We start from the raw sequence: 15370 nt of genomic DNA on the forward strand, positions 1-15370 counted from the left end.
TCACGTCGTGGTGAGCGATCCGCAAAAAATCTCTTTTATTGACGAACAAAACATGAACATGTATCTTCGCTCATATGGTGAAAAAGAGCCTTCAGGATAAACTTGCCATTCTATCGGATGCGGCAAAATACGATGCATCTTGTGCGTCAAGCGGTGGCGAGAAGCGCGATGCAAGCAAGGGCGGTGTCGGATCGTCGGGAGGGGCAGGGATTTGCCATGCTTACACTCCGGATGGGCGCTGTATCAGCCTGCTGAAAATTCTTATGACCAACTTCTGCATCTTCGACTGTGCCTATTGCATAAACCGGGTCAGCTCGAACGTGGAACGGGCGCGGTTCTCAGTCGAGGAAGTTGTCTCGCTCACGCTGGAATTTTATCGACGCAATTACATCGAGGGCCTGTTCTTGTCCTCGGGCATCATCAAGTCCCCCGACCAGACCATGTCCGATATGGTACGCATAGCGCGGACATTGCGGGAGGGTCACGGCTTCCGCGGCTATATCCATCTCAAGACGATTCCCGATGCAAGTCCGGACTTGATCCGGGAGGCCGGGCTTTGGGCTGATCGGCTATCGATTAATGTCGAATTGCCGGAGGACGCAAGTGTGCGCAAATTCGCTCCGGAAAAACGCCCTGAAACGATCCGTGGTGCGATGGCACAAGTGCGGCTGGAAGGCGAGGCGGCAAAAGATAAGACCCATACCGGGCGTAAGCCGCGCCGGTTTGCACCGGCCGGGCAAAGCACGCAGATGATCATCGGCGCGGATGGGGCAGACGATGTGACCATCCTCAAAATGTCGACACGGCTTTACAGTGGTTACAAGCTGCGACGGGTTTATTATTCAGCATTCTCCCCGATACCGGACGCCTCCGCAGCTCTGCCCTTGATCCAGCCTCCGCTTCTGCGTGAACACCGCCTATATCAGGCAGATTGGCTTTTGCGTTTTTATGGTTTCACCGCCGAGGAAATCGCTACCGGCACGAAGGCTGGTCATCTTGATTTGGAACTGGATCCAAAACTTGCCTGGGCCATACAGCACCGTGGCCTATTCCCTCTGGATGTAAACCGTGCAAGCCGTGAATTGCTGCTGCGTGTTCCTGGATTCGGTACCCGCACGGTGGATCGCATAATCGTTGCGCGCCAGAACGGCGGTTTAAGATACGAAGATCTGGTGCGGATAGGTGCCAACATGAACAAGGCACGCCCCTTTATCATGACACCTGGCTGGTCGCCGGGGCGGCTCATCGACAACGTCGATTTACGCGCTCGATTTGCACCTCCCGCTGAGCAACTGCGGCTATTATGATCTATTCCGTTAAACTACCCGACGGCGGCACCTTCGATGCGTGGCGTGAGATGGCGCGCATCGCGATATCACATGGTATCGAGCCAAATGATATCGATTGGATCGGAGCAGACGGATTGTTTGATGGGGCGTCGCTGCCCAATGCGCCTGGTGAGCATAAGGCAAGCGTTACGCAGGGGTTTTTGAAGCTTGCGCATTCGGTCATCTGGCATTCGAATCCGGAACGGTTCGGACTGCTCTATCAGGCGTTATGGCGGCTTGACCGAAACGCGGGAGAACCTTTAAGCCATGCCGACCCGCTTGGGCGGCGGCTGCATCTCATGGCAAAATCGGTTGGTCGTGATATCCACAAGATGCATGCTTTCGTACGGTTTCGCGAATTACCTGAGACTGGATTGCGTCGTCGCTTTGCAGCCTGGTTTGAGCCGGAGCATAATATAGTCGAACCGGGTAGTTCCTTTTTTGTAAAGCGTTTCGCGGATATGGACTGGGTGATCGCCACGCCCAGGCTTACAGCTCGATTTGAGGCCGGCAGACTTAGTTACCACCCAGGCGGCACACGCCCTGACTTATCGGAAGATGTCACCGAAACGCTTTGGGGCACCTATTTCGCGAACATCTTCAATCCGGCACGGGTAAAGTTGAATGCGATGCGCGCGGAAATGCCTAAGAAGTATTGGAAGAACCTACCCGAAACGCGCCTGTTTCCAGATATGTTACGAGATGCCGAGTCGCGAGTGGAGCGAATGCGCGCGGCTGCAGAAACGTCACCAGCGGCTGGCGCAGTCGCGATTTCGACCCGTTATCGCGCTGCAATGCCGCAAGCGGCCGAACTCCCCCAGACAATGATCGAAGCGCGAGCGGCTGCCGGACATTGCCGTCGATGTGGATTATGCGAGGCCGCAACCCAGACTGTTTGGGGTGAAGGGCCGGAAGACGCTGAGCTCATGATTGTAGGAGAACAGCCGGGTGATCGTGAGGACCTGGAAGGGCGTCCCTTTGTCGGTCCAGCCGGTCGTCTCCTGCGCGAGGTGATGGTTGCGGCGCAAGTGGGAACCGAACGTGTCTGGCTGACAAATGCAGTCAAGCATTTTAAGTTCACGCCGCGTGGCAAGCGCCGCCTGCATCAAAATCCTGACCGGCAGGAAATTCTGCATTGTCGCTGGTGGCTTGGGCTTGAGCTGGCTTTCATCCGTCCACGCATGGTGGTTGCGTTGGGGGCCTCTGCGGCGTTCGCTCTGACGGATAACAACGCTCCTCTTACTTCGCGACGCGGTCAGGCTGAAATCGGGTTACATGGTGGACCGGTGCTGATCTCCTGGCATCCATCCTATATCTTGCGGTTAAACGACAGTGTCGCGAGAGAACGTGCAAGGCGTGAATTGATCGAAGATATAATCCAGGCCGCTCGCATGGGCGTATCTGTCTGACCCGTCAATGTTTCAGCTTCGATCAGGAGAGATCAATAAAAGGAAGCCGCCGGCGCGTTTGGTGTTTTAGTTCACTGACAGCAGTAGCCATTGCTGCTCCAATGTCGGCACTTGCCGTAATTCCCTGCACGAAAGGCTGGTCGTGCATCAGATACGGCAGCGCGCCGAACGCAATCTTGCCACATGCAATGTCCGGTGCCAGCAGAGTGTAGTCGTCTGAGACGTCCGGAATATCCTCCCCGACCGAAACGAGTTGCCGGCGCAGTGACGGAAACGGCAAATCCTTCGTCTTGAGTGGCTTCTGGCCACGGGCGTCGATGAACACGTCAAATGTCCGTATTTCCGAGCCAATGGCGATGATGGTGTGATCCTTCCTTACCTCCATGTCGTAATCGTGCCCAAGTTCGAGCACGTCTATCAGGCCGGCCTTGCGCAGCGCCAGCAGCCTGCGGATCGATTCCGACGGGATGGCGGCATAGTTGTCGACGAAGACCTTGCAGAGACCGGTATCAAACCGCTCGCGGTCCTCTTCATTGAGATGCGGGATGATCTCCTGCACGACCTCGTGCAGCCGAAGGATTGCATAGCGCCAGAGGACGGTATGCTTCTCCCGCTTGTTGCGCTCGACTTCTTTGAGATTGTATTCTGCCCAGCGGAACGCATCGTGGTTTTGGCGGTCGGCAAAGTAGGCATCAGCGAAGCTATCAGCGTCGAGCTTCGAAAGCGTAACACGCTCACTCCAGGCCGGATCGGCGTACTCGATTTCGCGCGCGACCAAGGCAAATATCCTGTCAAGCAAGCCACTGGCACCGCTCTCGATCTCCCTGTTGATCGCCTGCTCCGTGGCAATCTGCAAGGGCTCGTAAGGGATCGGGCAATAAAAATCCGCTTCTGGCAGGATGCCTGAACGGGACATAAGCGTTATCGTCAGACCTTTACTGTCCGGGTCAAGGTCGAAGCGCAGGCTTTCGTCTTCTTCCTCGATGAAGCTTCCATGTTGGGCAACGACCGCCATCGCTGCGTCGATGGCGCTGAGCGATGTGCCCATAATGCCCACTTTACACGCTGGTATTCTGGCTTCGATCAGTCCAGACCAGGGGCTGGGAAAATAACTGCGCGTTGCTTCGTCGTCGTCGGGCCAGACGTGGCCGGTGGCGATGACGACGAGATCGAAGAGTTTCGAAACGAGGCTGCCATCAGACCAGAGCTTTACGCCATTGGCGGCGGCTTCGATATCCGTGACCTCGCAGGATTCATGCACTTCGACTTCAAAGCCTTTTCGACGCGCTGCCTCGACAAGAGCCAGAAACTGATCCCGGAAATATTCGCCCAGCAGAATGCGGGGCAGGAATTGTCGATCGTGAAGACCTTCCTTGTCGACCCGGTATCGAGCGAGACGCGTCTCGTCCTGCTCGTGCAGCCAGTCGAGATAGGTCGAGGTAATCGGCGGTATCTCGATGCTGGCGATGTTGGCAAGCATCATGCGGCTGTTCTCATCGTCATTATAAGGCATGCCTACGCCGGCTTCATCTTCCTTCTCGTAGATCGAGATGGAAATTGGCTCTGCGAATTTAAGCAGCGAGGAGAAAGTATAGATCCCGGTCGGACCGGTGCCGACGATAGCAATGTTCTTCATGGGCGATTACCAATTTCTCCACATTCCAATATGCGCGGTAAACGGCCCGGCTGGGCCGGGCCGCTTGTGTTTGCACTTCGAACATCTCTTCACATCAGTTGTATGCCGTGAGCTCAGAGCTTTACGGTATCTTCACGCGCCCATATCCGGAGCTTGCGGCAGGACGCGACGAAATCGGTAGCCGCCCTTGCATTGTCGAGGGGGATCAGCCCTTCGTCCATTTCGGGCTCGATACCGGCCTTGGCAAGCAGCGCCATTGCGCCTGCGGTAAAGCCAATGAACTTGCAGTGGGCAAAAGCATCTGCAACAAAGTCTCTTGCCGTGGACTCGCCGATAAGCCGGTTGGCCGCTTCTTCAGATAACACAAGGGCTACAGCATCAAACAATACGGATGGACCGCCGTCAATCATATGGTCGGCCTCTATCCAGTCGCCGCTGGATGCTTCGAAACCTCCGACCGTCGGCGCAACCAGTTCCACCATTGCGCCTTCCTTCTCCGCGGCGTGCCGGATACCCTTGAGCACCTGCGCATCAGTGCCACTGGCAACAAGCACGCCGATCTTTCTGCCCTTGAAGGTGCCGGGTCCGTTCTCAATAATGCTGAGTGCAGGAGACGGAGCAAGATCGTCGCGCACGGGCACCATCGCATCCGCAGCCTTCGGCATCTTGCGGATGCCGAGCTTTCCGGCGACCGTTTCCGCAAGGTTGGCATCGATGTTGAGCAGATGAGACACAATACGCTCGCGGATCACAGGCGTTTCCACCTTCGACAGTTCGAAGGTCAGCGCCATAGCGATATGGTTCTGCTCCACAGCGGTCTGGCTCAGATAGAACTGCCTCGCCTGGCTGTAATGGTCGGCGAAGCTCTCCGGTCGGAGGCGAACTTTCTGTCCGTCTTCCTGCGCTGCAAACGACCGGAACCCGCGCGTGGGATCAGGCCTCGGCCCTTCGCCCCAGGAATTAGGCTGGTAATTTGCTCGTCCGACAGGGTTGCGCATCGCCATATGGCCGTCCTGCTGGAGATGGTGGAACGGACACTTCGGCGCATTGATCGGGATATGTGTGAAATTGGGGCTGCCCAATCTTTTCAACTGCGTGTCGAGATAGGAGAAATTGCGCCCCTGGAGCAGCGGGTCATTGGAGAAATCGATGCCGGGGGGAACGTTCTGCGTCATGAACGCGACCTGTTCAGTCTCGGCAAAGAAATTATCCGGCATCCGATCCAGCACCAGCCGTCCGACCGGTATTGGCTTGATGACTTCTTCCGGAATCAGCTTCGTCGGGTCGAGCACATCGAAATCGAAACTATCCGCGAAGTCCTGATCGAAGAGCTGCACGCACAGTTCCCATTCAGGGAAGTCGCCGGCCTGGATCGCGGTCCACAGATCGCGGCGATGGAAATCCGGATCCGCACCATTGATTTTGACAGCCTCGTTCCAGACGACCGATTGGAGGCCAAGTTTCGGCTTCCAGATGAATTTGACGAAAGTCGACTTGTCCTTGTCGTTCAGGAAACGGAACGTATGAACACCAAACCCCTCCATGAAGCGGAAGGAGCGCGGGATGGCGCGATCCGACATGACCCACATGATCATGTGCATGGATTCCGGCGTCAGGCTGATGAAGTCCCAGAAATTGTCATGGGCTGACTGGGCCTGCGGAAAAGCCCGGTCAGGCTCCTCCTTGACGGCATGGACCATATCGGGAAACCGGATGGCGTCCTGGATGAAGAACACGGGAATGTTGTTGCCGACAATATCCCAGTTACCTTCATTGGTATACATCTTGACGGCGAAGCCGCGCACATCTCGGGCAAGGTCGAACGAACCCTTCGAACCGGCGACCGTGGAGAAACGGACGAAGACTGGCGTCTTCTCGCCAGCCCGTTGGAAAATGTCTGCGCGCGTATATTCGCTGAGTGACTTTGTCGTCTCGAAATAGCCATGCGCGCCGTAGCCCCGCGCATGAACCACGCGTTCGGGAATACGCTCATGGTCGAAGTGAAAGATTTTTTCCCGGAAATGAAAATCCTCAATCAGCGTAGGACCACGCTGGCCGATCTTCAACGTGTTGAGGTCGTCTGACACCGGCCCACCCTGCGCGGTGGTCATGGCAGGTGTCTTGTCGCCGGCAATCTGATAAAGATCTCCGCCTGGGCTGGCTTCGAGCTTTTGGTCATGAATCTTGAGTGATTTCTGCACATTTGCGGCTTTGTCGGTGGCTGACATAGCTGGCTCCCGTCCGTTATGTGATCTCTATACAAATTGGCAAGGGTGCCGAGTGGCACCCTTGCTTCATGATCACGCAGCCTTGGCGCGTTGGTTGGCCGAAGCATCCGCAAGTTTCGTCAGATCGCTGTCCGTTTTCGACTCTTCCTGAAGCGTCTGATCGAGAAGCTTCGCCGCATCGCTCAGGCCAAGTTCTTTTGCCCACCGCTTCAAAGTTCCATATCGGGTGATTTCGTAGTGCTCGACCGCCTGCGCGGACGAAATCAGGCCGGCGTCGAGCGCCGCTGTATCCTTGAACTCCTCCATGATCTCCTCGCCTTCGGCGATGATCCCTTCGATCGCGTCGCAGGTTTTGCCTCTCGCTGCCTTGCCCATGATCTCGAATACCTGGACAAGTCGTTCGACATGGCCCTCCGTCTCTTCGCGATGCTTCTCGAAAGCAGCCTTCAGGTCTTCCGACTGCGCCGCACGTTTCATCTTCGGCAAAGCCTTCAGGATCTTGCGCTCAGCGTAATAGATGTCCTTGAGAGTGTCGTGGAACAGGTCTTCAAGGGTCTTTTCCTTTGCCATGGTACTTCTCCTCTCATGAATTGTCGGATCGATATTTGAAGCGCCGAAGGCCGCTAAGTTCGCGGAAAAATGTGAGAATTAGCCAGTGTTCCGGTTCAAAGCGGGCATCTTCACCCGTCTTTTAACGCAATGTGATAGCTTAAGTTCCGTGGCTGGGGCACACAGGGGGCTTGTTCGAAGGAAGATTACAGAGCAGATATTTATGATGCTGCTGTAAATGCTACAACTCGATGATCTTAAATAGACAATTCAGTATATAAGGACATCTGCCACCTTTGCTCCAAGGTCTAGGCTGACAGATAAGTTAAAACACAGCTATGTCGAATGGACGAGCGCCGAAACGCATTGTAGGTTTGAACTGAGCGTTTGATGGAGGGACAATGCCGGAGCACCTGTTCGCCCGGTTCAGTGAGGGGCATGACGAATTCGCGAACCCGAGCGTCATGGTGAGGAACATCCGTGCCTTCGACTGGTCTCGATCGTCGGCGGGGCCGATCTATATCTGGCCAGAAGAACTCAAATCAGCCGTCCGACTGATTTTGCTTTCTGCTGCACCCATGGCAGTTCTGATTGGTCGCGAGGGCCTTGTGGTTCAGAATGATGCCCTGCAGGAGATGCTCGGTGAGCGCTATGCAACTGCACTCGGGCAACCGATTACGAAAGCGTTGCCCGTAGCGGCCAGCTTTTTCCGTGATGCGATCAGTTCCTGTTACGACGGCAAAGGCGTGCGTTTCCGCGACCAGCCAGTCAAGTTGTTGCGCGACCGGCAGTTGGAAACGGCCTGGTTCAGCCTCGCGTTGACACCCATAGCCGACACCCATGCCCACATCTATGGCGTTCTGGTGGTTGCCAGCGAAACGACCGAACGAATGCGGGCGCTCAAGGCGCTGGAGTGGTCGCAACAGCGGATGGAACTGGCACTTGATGCCGGTGGTATCGTAGGAACCTGGGATCTGGACGTTCGCAGTAACAGGGTAACCACGAGCGGCTCCTTTGCCGGCCTGTTTGGTATTTCCCAGGAGGAATCACGGCGTGGCGTCAGGATTGATATGCTGTCGCCATCTGTTCACCCCCAGGATCGCGACCGAGTCTTTGAGGGTTTGCGCGCCGCAATCACGTCGGGTTCGGATTATCGCTGTCACTATCGCGCAGTAACCAGCAAAGGGGACACCCGCTGGTTTATTGTTTCCGGGCGCCCTGTCTGTGACGACAGGGGACGGATCGTCCAGTTCGCAGGTGTTGTCATTGACACAACTGAGCAGAGCGAGATGGCGGCCGCTCTCGAACAGAGCAATCTTCGGTTCGACCTTCTGGCGGAATCCATACCCCAGATAATCTGGAGCGCGGATGCGGACGGACGGCACGATTATTTCAACGGACGGTGGACGGAATTCACCGGCATCGCCCCGGAAAATATCCAGCCGACAACCTGGCAGAAACTCATCCATCCTGACGACCGGGATCGGGTTGCCGAAACCTGGCAAGAGTGTCTGAAGACTGGCAAGACCTACGACATCGACTACCGCTTTCGTTATCATGACGGCAGCTATCGTTGGCTCTGGGTCGTTGCCCTTCCGCTCCGAAATGCAGACGGCGAGATCATCCGCTGGTACGGGACGTCATCGGATATCGATGCGCCTAAGCTGCTGGAAGAACAACGCGAGATGGTATCTCAGGAACTCGACCACCGGATCAAGAATCTGTTTGCGTTGGTTAATGGGTTGATCGCCGTGTCTGTCCGAGAGCAGCCGGAACACCGGCCGCTTGCAGAAACCTTACGAGCCCGTCTGGATGCCTTGCACCGGGCCCATGGGCTTATTCGCGCCGGGATGAAGCAGAACTTCGCTTCACTGCGAGGTTTGCTGGAACAATTGCTCGCTCCCTACATGGGCGGAAGCAACAATCGAATCACTATTGATGGTCTGGACGTTACAATTGACCCGGGAGTGGCGACATCGGTTGCCTTGGTATTCCACGAACTGATCACCAATGCCGCGAAATACGGGGCGTTGTCTCGGGCTGCGGGAGCCCTTCATGTCACGGTGAGCACGGACGGCGATCACCAGATTATCGAATGGAACGAGAAGTTCAGCGGCTGCGTGAATGGCGAAGCCGGAGAGGGGTTTGGTTCGCGACTCATCAAAACCATGGTTGAGGATCAACTCCGCGGACGAATAACCCGTGACCTGTCGGCGAAGGGGCTGACGACACGCATCGCAATTCCGCGTTCGATCTTTGCTTCACCTGCTGGACGATAGCTGAGCGCATCCCGACCGATTTTTGCTTCGCATTCAATTCCCTGTGTAGCCACTGGACGGTGCGCGCGGCCCCCTTGGAAAGCAACCGCCTCGGAGTGTAATAACCATTGGTTATTTCACTGAATGGCTTTGTAGGTTATGAGGCGTCGGCGGTATTCTTCGGCTTGAGAATGACGAAACGGAGGACTGCGTCTACTCCGTAACCCTATAAATTGATGCCGCCCGCAAGTTGGGTGTCGTTGGAGGAGGCCTGCCGATTACTTCATGGACGGGGGTGTAGGGCCCAAAGTTCTTTTGAACGCCTGGGCGAACGCGCTATGTGAATGGTATCCGACAGCTTCGGCCACCGCCGCCCCTCTCTTGCCCGCCCCGAGCATGCGCTGTGCGAGGATCATGCGCCATGTGGTCATGTGGCCGAGCGGAGGTTGGCCCGCGCGGTTCAAAGGTCGAGTGCCACGTTGGCCCATTTCTCGACCTGGTGGAATGTATAGAGCGCAGCGACCGCGATCAGCGTCACGGCAGCAACGACGATCCAGGCATTCCATGCGGCATAGGTTTCAGCCGCATAGCCGAGATGCCAAGGCGACAGCAGAAGACCGAGACCGGCAATGATGTTGAGGACATCGAAAGCCATCCGGTTATCGGAAGACAAAGACTTCAGCATCGTTCATTCCTCCGTGTTGGTTTGCTTGCCTCTTCAACGAACCGTCTTTCGCGAACGGGAGGCGGGTGCGGCGGCGCTTCCGCCTCCGCCATCGCGAAGCTTGGAAGCCGGATCGCGCGGAGGCAAAAGACGCCTTTCATCCGCTCCAGGCAAAAACGGTGCGAGTTCATCCAGCGTGAACGCGCCCGCCGCGATCTCGTGCAGGGCAAAATCGCCCACGGTGCGATCGACTGCGTCGAGCCTCGGTTCCGCGCCCCGGGCGAGCGCCCGGATGCGGGAGGCAGCGGCAAGCGTCAGCGCGAACCGGTTCGGCAGAACCTTCTGGCAATCGAAAACGACATGCGTATCCATCGCCGGACCTCATGCTGCCTTTCGTGTGCCTGAATCATCCCGATCATCCGCAACCTCGCGTTCAAGCGCGAGCAGCGCCTGCTCGACCTCGTCGAGGCGCGACGGCCGGTCGTTCTCGGGCATGCCTTCGTTGGTGGCCTGGTCGATCAGGTACTCGGTCCAGGCCCAGTTCATCAGAATCGCGCGCTTCGCCTCCAGCGTCAGCGTCGGATCGCTGACCACCTTCATGGGCGTCGTCCAGCTTTCAGGACCGGACGGGTCGTTGCGGTTCGCCGCGCCGTCGAGCGCACGCCCGTAGGTCTCTCGAAGGGCGGCGAGCCCGAGCCGGTCGAGCGTCGCATCCGAGAAGGCGTGCGTTGATTTTCCTACACACGCCTGCTTCTCATCGGCGCGCTGGCTGCGGCCACTGCCTGTCGTCTGCCGGGGCGGTGTTTGGACCATATAGGTCAGACCCTGTCGCTCGGCGTAGCGGATGGCCGATTGCAATGTCGGGAAGCTCAGCTCGACCTGGGTCAGCGTATCGTCGCCGCCCGTGTAGCCCATCAGCGGCTCGATGAAGGGCGCGGTGCGCCGCTCGAACACAAGTCGCCAGCCCTTCGTGCCGGCCTTGCCGGAGGTCGTCACCGCGCGGGACGGCTTGTAGATGCGCGCAACCGCGCCAGCCGGGAAGACCGAGCGCCCCATCGAAAGGGGCTTGTGCCGGTTGTCGTTCGACGGCCGCTCTTGCGGAATTGAATTTCCAGTTGATCTGTTGATCTGTCTCGTCATCTCCATTGTTCATCCCTCCCTCTCTGGCGAAGGATGCAGCCGACGGCGGCCAGGTGGCCCGCCGCCGGCGCCTGCCATGCATCAGCTCTTGATGGCGATGCGCTTCACCTGCGACTGCGCCTTTTCGCTCTTGGGCAAGGTCACGGTCAGCACGCCGTTTTTGAACCGCGCGTCGACCTGGTCGTCCTTGACCTCGTAGCCGAGCGGGATGCGACGCTCGAAGCGGCCATAGAAGCGCTCGGAGAACTGTCGGTCCTTGTCCTCCGTCTCGGAGCGCTTCTCGCCCTTCAACGTCAGCACGCCGTCGTCGAGCAGGACCTGAATGTCCTTCTCTTCGAGGCCCGGCACCTCAGCTGTCACCTTGATTTCCTTCTCGCCGTCGGAGATCTCCACGCTCGGCCAGCCGCCGCTGAAGGCGGAAGCTCCCACGATAGAGGGCAGGTTCGAGCCGAAGCCGCGGAAGACGTCGTCAAACAGCCGATTCACCTCGCGATGCAGCGAGAGGAACGGATCACGATCGCCATCGCGCAAAACACTGGGAACCTGATTGCCGTTGCTGCGGCCCCAGGGGATCAAATCACGGACACTCATTATTCTTCTCCTTTCTGTTCGTTCGATTGACAATGCTTTCCCGTCGGCGCCGGGAAGTGCCCGGCGCCTTGCGCGAATTACGCTGAGAGAGCTACCTCAGGCGGCCTGCTTGTCGGCCTCGATCTGCCTGGTCTCGACCTTGGGCAGTGCCTCTCCGGCCGCGATCTGGATCTTGCGCGGCTTCATCTCTTCGGGAATCTCACGCTTGAGATCAATCGTCAGCAGACCATTGAGGAGGCTAGCGCGCACGACCTTCACGTGGTCCGCCAATTCAAAGCGACGCTGGAATGTGCGCGCGGCAATTCCGCGATGCAGATACTGGCTGTTATCCTCGCCAGCCTTCTGACCGGATACCAGGAGCATGTTCTGCTCCTGGGTGATGGTCAGTTCGTCTTGCGAGAAGCCGGCCACCGCCATGGTGATGCGGTAGTCGTCCTCGCCGGTCTTGGCTATGTCATAAGGCGGCCAGTTGTCGATGGTCTCGACACGGCTCGCAGCTTCGAGCGCGTTCAGCATTCGGTCGAAGCCGATGCTCGACCGGAACAGGGGAGTAAAATCGAAAGTGGTTCTCATAGCCACATCCTCCTTGTGAAGCAATATGGGTACAAGTTGTTATCCCGCAGGACGCTTTTGCATCCGCTCGGTTTTCCGACCCCCAATGGGGGCGTCAGACAACTACAATTTAGTTTCGCCGCAGAACTGTTCAAGGGGCAATCTTCGTGTCGATACGACTTTGATCCGGAGATGAAAATTTCCAATTAATCAACGTGCGGACCATGAGGAGGTGACGATATGCGGCCGAGAACATCAGCGCCATTTCTGGTCTGCTCCATGGCGCGCTGATCATGCAAATCAGCCAAACAGGTGTAGCCGCCGAGGTGCTTGCTTAAGCTGTGTCTTTCTCAACGAAGAGAGTTCTACAGACGATGGCTTCCCGTCAGTGCTGCGCTGTCGACTGCACTCCGCGAAAAACGGCAGGTTTCCGACCGCGACCGAGTTAAGTCGAATGGCTGAAATGGGATTGGAAGTTGACGCCTAACATTCACGATTTATGGGGTTGTAGCGTAAAAACGGCGGATTTTTATCTCTTCTGTTAGAATACGGCGATTGGCGGTGTTTTGGCGGATTCGCGTTAGGAATTCGAACTTGGTCCCCGTTAACAAATTAAGCCGCGAATTTCGATATAGTCCGTTCAACTAAACGCAGGAATCGTTTGTTGCGAGCCCCCGCAACCAAATCAACAAAACCCCGTAGCCTAGGCTGCGGGGTTTTGGCGTTTCAAGGAAAAAAGTTAGCGCTTCCCCATGATGGCCGCCTCCGCCACAGGCTCACAACCAGAAGGGAGGAGTAAGCGGCAAGACGGGCCTGCGTCAACTCCGGCTTTACTATAGCTCGCAATATTCTTTCCTGCGCATTATCCGAGGCTGAGACCTTGGTTAAAACAATCGATTTTATCATTCCCTTTAAAGGCCAAACTGAAGTCGCCGAATAGGGCTGTGCTTATCGATAGCTATCCATATTCTCCGATGCGGATATGCCAAAGCCGCGAGCGTAGGAATGACCGCTATAGACCGCAGCGGCGATAATCGATGGCGCGTAGCAGTCACCAATTGATGTGACGGATTTTATGCCGGCATCTTGCCATTCATTTCGGCGCGCTTCCAGTGCGACCGACAAGCTTTTGTCAGGATGGCGGCTTGTTACCGGAACCAGCGTACCGCATGGAATTTGGGTTTCCCTGCCGGAATAGATACATGCGACGGACAGGCTGTCGACGGTTTGTTTGGCGAGCTTATGCAGTGGGATTATCCCGACGCCCAGTTCAATCAATCTCGTTTGAACTCTCGACTGTTCGAGTGTGTGTTCGCTCCATGGAGCCACGATTGGCGCTGGCGTTACCAATGTCGTATCAATGCCGCGGCTCGCAGCCAATTCGGCCAGTACAGAGCCGAGATAGTAACGATCATCATCAAAGATCACCAAAGGTCCACAGCGCTCATCGAGTGATGCTTTGTCTTTCAGGATGGCGTTGACGCTCAGTGTGCGTGCTTCCAATGTGCCGAATGGTTGTCTATGAGAACGACCGACTGCATCCGTGCGCCAGTGCGCTCCGGTAGCCAGCACCACATGTGGAATACCGTAGGTCAGAATCTCGTCTGCATCGAGATTGCTATCGAGATACATTTCCACATTGGTCGCGCGCTGTAATTGCGTCATGCGCCAATCGCGAACACGCGCCCAACTAGCGAGACCGGGGAGGGCGGCCTCCTCCGTCACACGCCCACCCCAATGGGTGCTTTTATCAGCAATGATGACGTCTGCACCACGCTCGGCCATGGCGCGGGCTGCCTCCAGACCTGCTGGTCCTCCACCGACGACCAGCACTTTCTCTGCAGTCCTTAGCTTGCCGATTTTCTCTGGGTGCCAGCCCTTGCGCGCTTCTTCGCCAATTGTCGGGTTTTGTGTGCATCGCAATGGCGCAACGATGTTGTCGCTGGCCGTGCATATATTGCAGCCAATGCATTCGCGAATGTCATCGACACGACCGCTTCGAATCTTCTCGGGCAGAAACGGGTCAGCAATCGACGGGCGTGCCGCACCGATGAGGTCGAGAATACCGGAGCGGATAGCCTGCACCATGGTGTCCGGCGAGGTATAGCGTCCAACACCTACAACGGGTTTGCTGGTGAGCGATTTCACAAAGGAGATATAGGGTTCCTGAAAGCCCTCCTGTGAAAAGCGGGATGTCTGGCTGTCGTTGGACCAGCCCGACAGATTTACATCCCATAGATCGGGTTCATCGGCGAGAGCTGCAATGACATCCCGTCCTTCGCCATTGTGCTGGATGCCCTGGTCTCCCAGAAATTCCTCTACTGCAAAGCGTACTGCAATCGCACATTTGTCGCCGACAGCGTCGCGCGTATCCGCCAGCACTTCGCGAAACAAACGCAAGCGATTTTCGAACGACCCGCCATATTCATCCGTGCGGGTATTGTAGCGTTGCAGCAGAAAATGCTGCAGCAAGGTCATGTCGTGACCTGCATAGACATAGATAATATCGAAACCGGCCCGTTTGGCGCGAAGTGCAGCATCGCGATGCCATTTGCGAAACTGGGCGATGTCGGCTTTGTCCATGGCCCTTGCCTGAACCGGATCTTCCACATCGACAATCATGTCCATGGGGCCAAGAGGCGCCAGTCTGGTCAAACGGTTGGAAACGTGGATACCGTTATGCACGAGCTGGATTGCGGCGAGGCTACCGTGCTGGTGGACGGCGTCGGTCAGCTTCTGGAGACGGTCGGCGTCTTTCTCGTCCCATATGCGCCCTTGATTGGACGGTGTGATATCGGATGTGGGATGGATTTCAGTTTCCTGTGTGGAAACGACACCCCAGCCACCCTCTGCTTTCATCTCACGCAGCCGCAGGTCGTGCTCAGGATAACGATGTCCCATGCCGCTACAATGCGGAACCTGGTAGAAGCGGTTTTTCGTCGTGACGGGACCAATCTTGATCGGCTCGAACAGAATTTCGTGACGCTTGTCCATGGTCGCTCTGCTTGTCATTAA

At 56.7% G+C, this 15370-nt stretch carries 13 protein-coding genes; 3 read left to right on the plus strand and 10 right to left on the minus strand.

The window, feature by feature from the left end:
• The first annotated feature begins 77 nt into the window (after nt 1-77).
• Both MKS82_RS26865 and MKS82_RS26870 read left to right on the plus strand, forming a co-directional pair.
• Complete coding sequence (locus tag MKS82_RS26865) at nt 78-1307, plus strand: putative DNA modification/repair radical SAM protein (RefSeq protein WP_198517584.1); 1230 nt, start codon at nt 78-80, stop codon at nt 1305-1307.
• Nucleotides 1304-2737: a UdgX family uracil-DNA binding protein gene (locus MKS82_RS26870; protein ID WP_109987529.1), complete on the plus strand. Its 1434-nt coding sequence runs from the start codon at nt 1304-1306 to the stop codon at nt 2735-2737. The genes MKS82_RS26865 and MKS82_RS26870 overlap by 4 nt, the downstream gene beginning before the upstream one ends.
• A 22-nt stretch (nt 2738-2759) precedes the next feature.
• On the opposite strand, the gene MKS82_RS26875 is transcribed toward MKS82_RS26870, so the two are convergent.
• The 3 genes from MKS82_RS26875 to MKS82_RS26885 all read right to left on the minus strand — a co-directional run bounded on the left by MKS82_RS26875 (nt 2760) and on the right by MKS82_RS26885 (nt 7171).
• Entirely contained in the window at nt 2760-4373 is a 1614-nt protein-coding gene (locus MKS82_RS26875; protein WP_109987528.1) for an FAD-NAD(P)-binding protein, read from the minus strand.
• 113 nt (nt 4374-4486) lie between these two features.
• Entirely contained in the window at nt 4487-6601 is a 2115-nt protein-coding gene (gene katE / locus MKS82_RS26880; RefSeq protein ID WP_109987527.1) for a catalase, read from the minus strand.
• Nucleotides 6602-6673: 72 nt separating this feature from the next.
• Nucleotides 6674-7171, minus strand: a complete 498-nt coding sequence (locus MKS82_RS26885; RefSeq protein ID WP_109987526.1) for a YciE/YciF ferroxidase family protein — start codon at nt 7169-7171, stop codon at nt 6674-6676.
• Between the two features lie 380 nt (nt 7172-7551).
• Here MKS82_RS26885 and MKS82_RS26890 point away from each other — a divergent pair, with 380 nt between their 5' ends.
• A complete protein-coding gene (locus tag MKS82_RS26890; protein WP_240579481.1) occupies nt 7552-9429 on the plus strand; it encodes a PAS domain-containing protein in 1878 nt (625 codons plus the stop codon).
• A 257-nt stretch (nt 9430-9686) separates the two neighbouring features.
• Here the strand turns inward: MKS82_RS26890 and MKS82_RS29710 are convergent, their stop codons facing one another.
• The 7 genes from MKS82_RS29710 to MKS82_RS26920 all read right to left on the minus strand — a co-directional run bounded on the left by MKS82_RS29710 (nt 9687) and on the right by MKS82_RS26920 (nt 15349).
• Nucleotides 9687-9974: a helix-turn-helix domain-containing protein gene (locus tag MKS82_RS29710; protein ID WP_109987557.1), complete on the minus strand. Its 288-nt coding sequence runs from the start codon at nt 9972-9974 to the stop codon at nt 9687-9689.
• Nucleotides 9869-10093, minus strand: coding sequence for an SPW repeat protein (locus MKS82_RS26895; protein WP_235925443.1), 225 nt, complete (start codon nt 10091-10093; stop codon nt 9869-9871). Before MKS82_RS26895 ends, MKS82_RS29710 begins: the two co-directional genes overlap by 106 nt.
• A gap of 33 nt (nt 10094-10126) precedes the next feature.
• Nucleotides 10127-10444, minus strand: a complete 318-nt coding sequence (locus MKS82_RS26900) for a DNA-directed RNA polymerase subunit omega (protein ID WP_109987524.1) — start codon at nt 10442-10444, stop codon at nt 10127-10129.
• A gap of 9 nt (nt 10445-10453) precedes the next feature.
• The gene (locus MKS82_RS26905; RefSeq protein WP_109987523.1) at nt 10454-11218 is read right to left on the minus strand and encodes an NADH dehydrogenase ubiquinone Fe-S protein 4; all 765 of its coding nucleotides are present in this window, start codon (nt 11216-11218) and stop codon (nt 10454-10456) included.
• A 75-nt stretch (nt 11219-11293) separates the two neighbouring features.
• Nucleotides 11294-11803, minus strand: a complete 510-nt coding sequence (locus MKS82_RS26910; protein WP_109987522.1) for an Hsp20/alpha crystallin family protein — start codon at nt 11801-11803, stop codon at nt 11294-11296.
• Between the two features lie 96 nt (nt 11804-11899).
• Nucleotides 11900-12376, minus strand: coding sequence for an Hsp20 family protein (locus MKS82_RS26915; protein ID WP_109987521.1), 477 nt, complete (start codon nt 12374-12376; stop codon nt 11900-11902).
• Between the two features lie 927 nt (nt 12377-13303).
• Nucleotides 13304-15349 (minus strand): oxidoreductase, encoded by a 2046-nt coding sequence (locus tag MKS82_RS26920; RefSeq protein ID WP_240579482.1) that lies wholly within the window; start codon nt 15347-15349, stop codon nt 13304-13306.
• Nucleotides 15350-15370 lie beyond the last annotated feature (21 nt).

This window comes from Ochrobactrum sp. A-1 (assembly GCF_022488005.1).
GTDB lineage: Bacteria > Pseudomonadota > Alphaproteobacteria > Rhizobiales > Rhizobiaceae > Brucella.